General features: G+C 68.9%; 6 protein-coding genes. 4 read left to right on the top strand and 2 right to left on the bottom strand.

What is annotated here, in order from left to right:
- The 4 genes from Q0066_RS01870 to Q0066_RS01855 all read left to right on the top strand — a co-directional run.
- The coding region (locus Q0066_RS01870) for an AtzH-like domain-containing protein (protein ID WP_298129493.1) at window positions 1–1,680 on the top strand (1,680 nt) is incomplete at its 5' end.
- 205 nt (window positions 1,681–1,885) lie between these two features.
- Window positions 1,886–2,833: a glutamate ABC transporter substrate-binding protein gene (locus Q0066_RS01865; RefSeq protein WP_298129491.1), complete on the top strand. Its 948-nt coding sequence runs from the start codon at window positions 1,886–1,888 to the stop codon at window positions 2,831–2,833.
- Between the two features lie 52 nt (window positions 2,834–2,885).
- On the top strand, window positions 2,886–3,533 hold the full coding sequence (locus tag Q0066_RS01860; protein WP_298129489.1) for an amino acid ABC transporter permease: 648 nt from the start codon (window positions 2,886–2,888) through the stop codon (window positions 3,531–3,533).
- Window positions 3,530–4,384 (top strand): amino acid ABC transporter permease, encoded by an 855-nt coding sequence (locus Q0066_RS01855; RefSeq protein WP_298129487.1) that lies wholly within the window; start codon window positions 3,530–3,532, stop codon window positions 4,382–4,384. Before Q0066_RS01860 ends, Q0066_RS01855 begins: the two co-directional genes overlap by 4 nt.
- A gap of 139 nt (window positions 4,385–4,523) precedes the next feature.
- On the opposite strand, the gene era is transcribed toward Q0066_RS01855, so the two are convergent.
- Both era and Q0066_RS01845 read right to left on the bottom strand, forming a co-directional pair.
- The gene (era, locus tag Q0066_RS01850) at window positions 4,524–5,438 is read right to left on the bottom strand and encodes a GTPase Era (protein ID WP_298129485.1); all 915 of its coding nucleotides are present in this window, start codon (window positions 5,436–5,438) and stop codon (window positions 4,524–4,526) included.
- Window positions 5,438–6,784 carry a hemolysin family protein gene (locus Q0066_RS01845; protein WP_298129529.1) on the bottom strand — a complete coding sequence of 449 codons (1,347 nt, stop codon included), beginning with the start codon at window positions 6,782–6,784 and terminating at the stop codon, window positions 5,438–5,440. Before Q0066_RS01845 ends, era begins: the two co-directional genes overlap by 1 nt.
- Window positions 6,785–7,009 lie beyond the last annotated feature (225 nt).

The following is a 7,009-nucleotide window of genomic DNA, read 5'->3' as shown; positions in this document are numbered from 1 at the left end:
CCCACCCCACCGCTGGTCGAGCTTGTCGAGACCCTCCGCAGCACGATCGCCGACGCCCCACCGGGTCTCCTCGAAGCGTTCGCCCGCTACGAACTCGCTCTCGGCAGCGACGATCTGGCAGCCATGGACGAACTGTTCGACGACTCCCCCGATACCCTGCGCGGCGACCCGGGCGGACTGCTGGTGGGTCACCGGGCCATCCACGACTTCCGTTCGGTGCGCGGCGGTGCACCGGCCCGTGCATTGGCCGAGGTCCGGCTGCTTCCGCTCGGCCCGGACGCCGCCTGTCTCGTCGCCGTCACCGCCCCGTCCCGTGGCGGTCGAGGGCTGCAGACCCAGGTGTGGGGCAGGGATTCACGAGGCGCGTGGCGGGTGCGAGTCGCCCATGTCGCTGCCCCACCGGCGACCTTCGACCGAGCGGTGTGGCGGGTGGTCGGCGATCCGCTGGCCGCCCCGACCGGCAGCGGCGTGCTGGACGGTGAGACGGTCGCGGTGAAGGACCTGTTCGCCCTCGCCGGGCACCCGATCGGCGCCGGCGTCCCTGCCTTCCTCGCCGAGGCCGCACCCGAGCCGTCCGACAGTGCCGCGGTCGCGCGGCTGCGCGCCGCGGGGGCGGCGGTGGCCGGAATCGCCCGGACCGACCAGTTCGCCTACAGCCTGGCCGGCGACAATCCGCACTACGGGACGCCGGTGAACCCGGTCGTGCCCGGCGGGTTGCCGGGCGGTTCGTCCAGCGGCAGCGCCACCGCGGTGTCGCTCGGTGCGGCGTCCGTCGGCCTGGCCACCGACACCGGCGGCTCGGTGCGAGTGCCGGCCAGCTACCAGGGCTTGTGGGGCTGGCGCTCCACCCACGGCCGGGTCCCTGCCGGCGGCCTGCTCCCCCTCGCCCCTGATTTCGACACGGTCGGCCTGCTGACCCGCGATCCCGCGCTGTTGCGCCGGGCCGCGTCGGTCCTGCTGGGCTCCGCAGAATGGACCGAGGGGGCAGAGTGGACCGAGGGGACGGTTCCTCCGGTCACCGGGGACGGTTCTCCCGCTCACCGGGGACGGTTCCTTTGGTCACCGGGGTCGGTTCCTTCGGCCACTTCCGATGACCGGTGGACCGACGGCACCCTTCCCGTGTTCCACCTGGCTGAGTCGCTGCCCACCTTGGAGGCCGGTGTCGCCGAAGCGTTCCAAGCCTTCGTCGATCGGCGGCTGGCGGAGGCGGCGTCCGGCGTCCAGCTGCCCGACCTGGCGATCGCAGCGGAGGCATTCCGGGTTCATCAGGCGTTTCAGGCCTGGCAGCGGCATGGCGCCTGGGTCGAGGCTCACCCGGACGCGCTGCGCGGTGCCGCCGGGGACCGGTTCGCGGCAGCATCCGCCATCACCGCCAGCCAGGACGAGGATGCCCGCGCCACCCTGGCCGGGCTCCGCGCCGAACTGGACGCCGCACTCGGCGACGCGGTGCTGGTGCTGCCCTCGGCGGCCGGTCCGGCACCACGCGTCTGGGCGTCCGCGGCCGAGGTGGACGCGCACCGCCAGGCCACCTTCCGGCTCACCTGCATCGCCGGGATCACCGGACGCCCCGCCGTCAGCGCACCGCTGCTCACCACGTCCGGGGGTCCGCTCGGCATCTGCCTGGTCGGTCCGCGAGGCAGCGACGAGACCCTGATCGACCTCGCCGCGTCCCTGGTCTGACCACCCCCAACCGGGTACCGCGACCACCGTTGGTTGAGCTTGTCGAAACCCTCCACCGCGGCAGGAGGTCCAGGGTCTCGACCAGCTCGACCCACCACCCTTTCGGGTCCGGAGTGGCCCGATGCCGCGCGTTGGTCTGGCGCCGGACACAGCCAATGTGATTAGTCTGACCAATCGCCTACTGATCTGAGGGAGTTGAGGAACGATGAAGCTACGTCGAGCACCCCGGGCATTGATCCTGATGGCAGCGACGGCACTGTTCGCGGGGTCGGTGGCCGCATGTTCGCCAGAGCCGGCCTCCAGCGGCTCGCCGGCACCCGGTGGCACCAGCAATGCCGACGCCTACCAGGCGCTGATCGTCTCCGGGCCGGTCGCCGACGATGCCACCGTCCAGGGCAACAAGTGGGCGAGCGCGGTGAAGAAGGCCGGCGTGCTGCGGATCGGCGGCACCGAGACCTCCGAACTGTTCTCGCTGCTCGATCCGACCACCGGCCAGGTGAAGGGCTTCGACGCGGCGATCGGCCAGATGCTGAGCCGGTACATCCTGGGTGACGTCAAGACCGAGCTCAAGCAGGTCACCGTCGACACCCGCGAGTCACTGCTGCAGAACGGCAACGTCGACACCGTGATCGCCACCTACTCGATCACGCCGGAGCGGCAGAAGTCGGTCGATTTCGCCGGACCGTACTACGTCTCGCAGGCCGGCATTCTGGTCAAGGCCGACAACGACACCATCCACGGCGTGGCCGACTTGGCCGGCCGCACGGTGGTCACCCAGGCCAGCTCGACCGGCGTCACCACGGTCAAGAAGTACGCCCCCGACGCCAAGCTGCAACCACTGCCCGACAACGCCCAATGCGTGGCGAGCGTGCAGCAGGGCGACGCCGACGCCTACGTGATCGACCAGGCGCTGCTGCTGAACCAGGTGGTCACCGACAACACGGTCAAGATCGTCGGTGAGCCCTTCGGCCCCAAGGACAGCTACGGCATCGGCGTGCCGAAGGGCAGCGACGCCAAGGCGTTCGTCAACGAGTTCCTGAACAAGCTCGTCGCGGACGGCACCTGGGCCAAGGCTTGGCAGCTGACCATCGGTGACCGCACCAACCTCACCACCCCGCCGGAGGCGCCGGCGGTGGGCAAGACCGAGTCCTGAGCCTTGATCGGGACGCCGGGATCAGCCCCGGCGTCCCGATCGGGTGGCCGCTATGGACACACTGCTCTCGAAGTACGGCGGTGAACTGCTCGACGGCCTCTGGCTGACGGTGTGGTTGACCGCCGTCGGATTCGTCGGTGCGCTGCTGCTCGGCGCCGTCCTCGCCACCTGCCGGATCAGCCCGATCACTCCATTGCGCTGGGCGTCCGCGACGTTCGTCGAGATCTTCCGCAACGTGCCGCTGTTCAGCCTGCTGATCCTGGTGGTGTACGGGATGCCGCAGGCCGGAGTGAACCTCGGACGGGTCGGCAGCGTCATCCTGTGCATCATCTTCGTGGGCTCGGCGTTCGCGGCCGAGACGATCCGCACCGGTGTGAACGCGGTCGGCGTCGGCCAGGTCGAGGCCGGCCGGTCCATCGGGTTGTCGTTCGGCGGGGTGATCGCCCACGTCGTGCTGCCCCAGGCGGTGCGCACCGTGATCGGGCCGCTGGTCACGCTGTTCATCGGCATCCTGCTCTCCTCGGCGCTGGCCGGCGTGGTCGGCATGCCGGAACTGACCATGGTGGCGTCCGAGATCAACAACAAAGAGGCACTCGGTTTGCTCACCTTCATCGTGGCCGCGGTGATGTACGCCACCATCTCCCTCGGCGCCGGCGGGATCGGCGCGTGGCTCGAGACGAAGCTGCGGGTGTTGCGATGAGCATGCAACATGCCCTGTTCGACACCGCCGGCCCGAAGGCCCGCGCACGGGTCCGGGTGTTCACCGCGCTCTCGATCGTGCTGCTGCTGGCCATCGTCGGCCTCGCCTACTGGCAGCTGTATCTGAGCGGTGCGCTGGCGCCCTCCAAATGGATGCCGTTCACCCAGCCCGCGATTCAGGCCTACTTCGCCGGGGCACTCGGCCGGACGGCGCTGGCGGCCCTGGGTGCCGCGGTGATCGCCCTCCCGCTAGGGCTGGTGCTGGCACTCGGACGGCTCTCGCCGATCGCTGTGCTGCGCTGGCCGGCCACCGCCTTCATCGAGTTCTTCCGGGCCATCCCGGTGCTGCTGGTGATCTACGCATTCATGTTCGCGCTGCCCAGCTACGGCATCAATCCCAGCGAATACCTGAAGCTCGTCATCCCGGTCGGGCTGTGCGCGTCGGCGGTGATCGCCGAGGTGTTCCGCGCCGGGGTGTTGTCCATTCCCAGCGGCCAGAATGAGGCAGGGCTGTCGATCGGTCTGACCGGCGGACAGTCGTTCAAGCTGGTGGTCTTCCCGCAGGCGGTACGGGTGGTTGTTCCCGCGCTGGTCGCGCAGGCGGTGATCGTGGTCAAGGACACGGCGTTCGGCTACATCGTCTCGTACCCCGAACTGCAGCAGAGCGCCCGGGTGCTGGTCGCCAACACCCGCAACCTGGTGCAGACCTACTTCGTGGTGACGGTGATCTACATCATCATCAACCTGCTGATCTCCCGCGCCGCGGTCTGGCTGGATCGCAAGCTCGCCACCCGTCGGGCCGGCAAACCCAAGTTCGTCTCACTCACCACCGGGCGCGGCCCGATCCAGTAGCCCCGCACCCTGTCGACCTGCGGGTTCCCGGCGCTCCCCCGGCTCCCTAGGGCCCTCCCTAACTATCTCTGCCCTCCCGCATGCGGGAGGGCAGAGATAGTTAGGGAGGGCTATACCGGGTATAGCGCCGGCCGTGGGCTCAGAAGCCGAGCCGGTTGAGGTGCTTGGCGTTGCGCTGCCAGTCCTTCAGGACCTTCACCTTCAGGTCGAGGTGGACGGGGGTCCCGAGCAGCGCGGTCAGCTGGGCGCGGGCGGCTGTCCCGATCTCCCGGAGCACCGAGCCGCGGTGCCCGATCACGATGCCCTTCTGCGAGTCGCGCTCGACGATCAGCGAGGCGAACACGTCGAGCAGCGGCTTGTTCTCGGGGCGGCCCTCGCGCAGGCCCATCTCGTCGATGGTGACGGTGATCGAGTGCGGCAGCTCCTCGTGCATCTTCTCCAGCGTCGCCTCGCGGATCAGCTCGGCGATCACCGTCTCGGTCGGTTCGTCGGTGACTTCGCCGTCCGGGTAGTAGGCAGGTCCTTCGGGCAGTTGGGCGATCAGCACGTCGGTGACCAGGTCGACCTGGTCGTCGGTGACGGCGCTGACCGGCACCACCTCGGCCCAGTGGATGCCGAGCTTCTCCTCCAGCGAGGCGATCTTCATCAGGTGCTCGGCCATCCGCTGCTTGCCGATCAGGTCGGACTTGGTGGCCAGCGCCACCAGCACCGGGCGTTTCGGCAGCTTGGCGATCTCACCCACCAGGTACTCATCGCCAGGCCCGATGCGCTGATCGGCGGGCAGGCAGACGCCGATCACGTCCACCTCCGACCAGGTCGCGTAGACCAGATCGTTGAGCCGCTCGCCGAGCAGGGTGCGCGGCCGGTGCAGACCGGGGGTGTCGATGATGACGAGTTGCGCGTCCGTCCGGGTCACGATGCCCCGGACGGCATGCCGCGTCGTCTGCGGACGCGAGGAGGCGATCGCCACCTTCTGTCCGACGATCGCGTTGGTCAGGGTCGACTTGCCCGCGTTGGGACGTCCGACGAAGCAGGCGAATCCGGAGCGATGCATCAGCTGGCCCGCTTCGCCGATTCGGACGCCAGCTTCGCCGCGGCGTCGACCCCGCCCTCGGCGGGATCCTCTGCCGGCTCTTCGACCAACGACGCGAGCACCGTCAGGATGCTGTTGCGTCGTCCGATGCCACGTTCTGCCACCAACTGAATGCCTTCCCACACCACCACGGAGCCGGGTATCGGCACCTTGTTGAGTTCCTTGCCCATCAGACCGAGCACGGTGTCGACGTCGTCGTCGTCGACCTTCAGCCCGAACAGCTCACCGAGATCGTCGACGGACAGCCGCGCCGACACCCGGAACCGGCTGGGCCCGATCTCGACCGACGGCGGCACCTCCTGGTCGTACTCGTCGACGATCTCGCCGACGATCTCCTCGAGGATGTCCTCGATGGTGGCCAGGCCGGCCGTGCCGCCGAACTCGTCGACCACGATCACCACGTGCGAGCGGGTCAGCTGCATCTCGCGCAGCAGCTCGTCGACCGGCTTGGAGTCGGGGCAGAAGGTCGGTTTGCGCATCAGCGACTCGACGGTCTCGGTGGCCTGGGCCCGCGGATTGTCGTACATCCGGCGGATGGCGTCCTTCAGGTAGAGGATGCCGCAGATGTCGTCGATGTCGTTGCCGATCACCGGAATCCGGCTGAAGCCCGACCGCAGGGCCAGCGAAACCGCTTGCCGAACGGTCTTCGTGTGCTCGATGTAGACCATCTGGGTGCGCGGCACCATCACCTCTTTGGCGATGGTGTCGCCCAGGTCGAAGACCGAGTGGATCATCTTCCGCTCGTCGGCCTCGATCATGTCGGAGGCCTCGGCGAAGTCGACCAGTTCGCGCAGCTCGGCCTCGGACGAGAAGGGCCCGTCGGCGAATCCCTTGCCGGGGGTGAGCGCGTTGCCGATCAGGATCATCACCTGCGGGATCGGGCCGAGCACCGTGGTCAGCAGCGACAACGGACGCGCCGCGGCCAGCGCGACCGCGTCCGCCTTCTGCCGGCCCAGGGTGCGCGGAGCGACGCCGAGCAGGATGAACGAGACCACCACCATGATCGCGACCGAGTACAGCACCCGCTCCCAGGTCGCCTCGAAGCGGCCGAAGACGAACAGCGCCACCATCACGATGGCGACGATCTCGGCGAGGATCCGGACGAAAAGCAGCGTGTTCAGCGTGGGCGCGGGGTCCTCGGTGATGTGCACGAGTTGCTTCGCACCACCACGGCCCTCGTCCAGCAGGCGATGGGCGCGGCTCTTCGAGAACGACTGCAGCGCGGCCTCCGCGGTGACCAGCAGCGCGGCCAACAACACACAGGCGGCTGCGACAGCCAGCTCGAACCATTCCAGGTCGGTTAACAGGGTCTCATCACTCGTTTCTCACCCGGGTAATCGAGCGGACAGTCTACGCCAGCCGAGCCGTCAGCCGACACTCGGCGCCGCGGCGCTCATTCAGGTCGGACGCCCGCGGCCGCGGCGCGCTGCTCACCGGCACGCCGGGTGCGGTTGGCGTACCAGATCGTCCAGCCCATCAGGCGCTCGACCTCGCGACGCTGTCGCCCTCAGCGACCATGCCAATACCCTCCC

Source organism: Micropruina sp., from assembly GCF_027492755.1.
GTDB lineage: Bacteria > Actinomycetota > Actinomycetes > Propionibacteriales > Propionibacteriaceae > Micropruina.
Note: the sequence above shows the minus strand (reverse complement) of the source record. Positions and strands in the feature narration are given on the sequence as shown.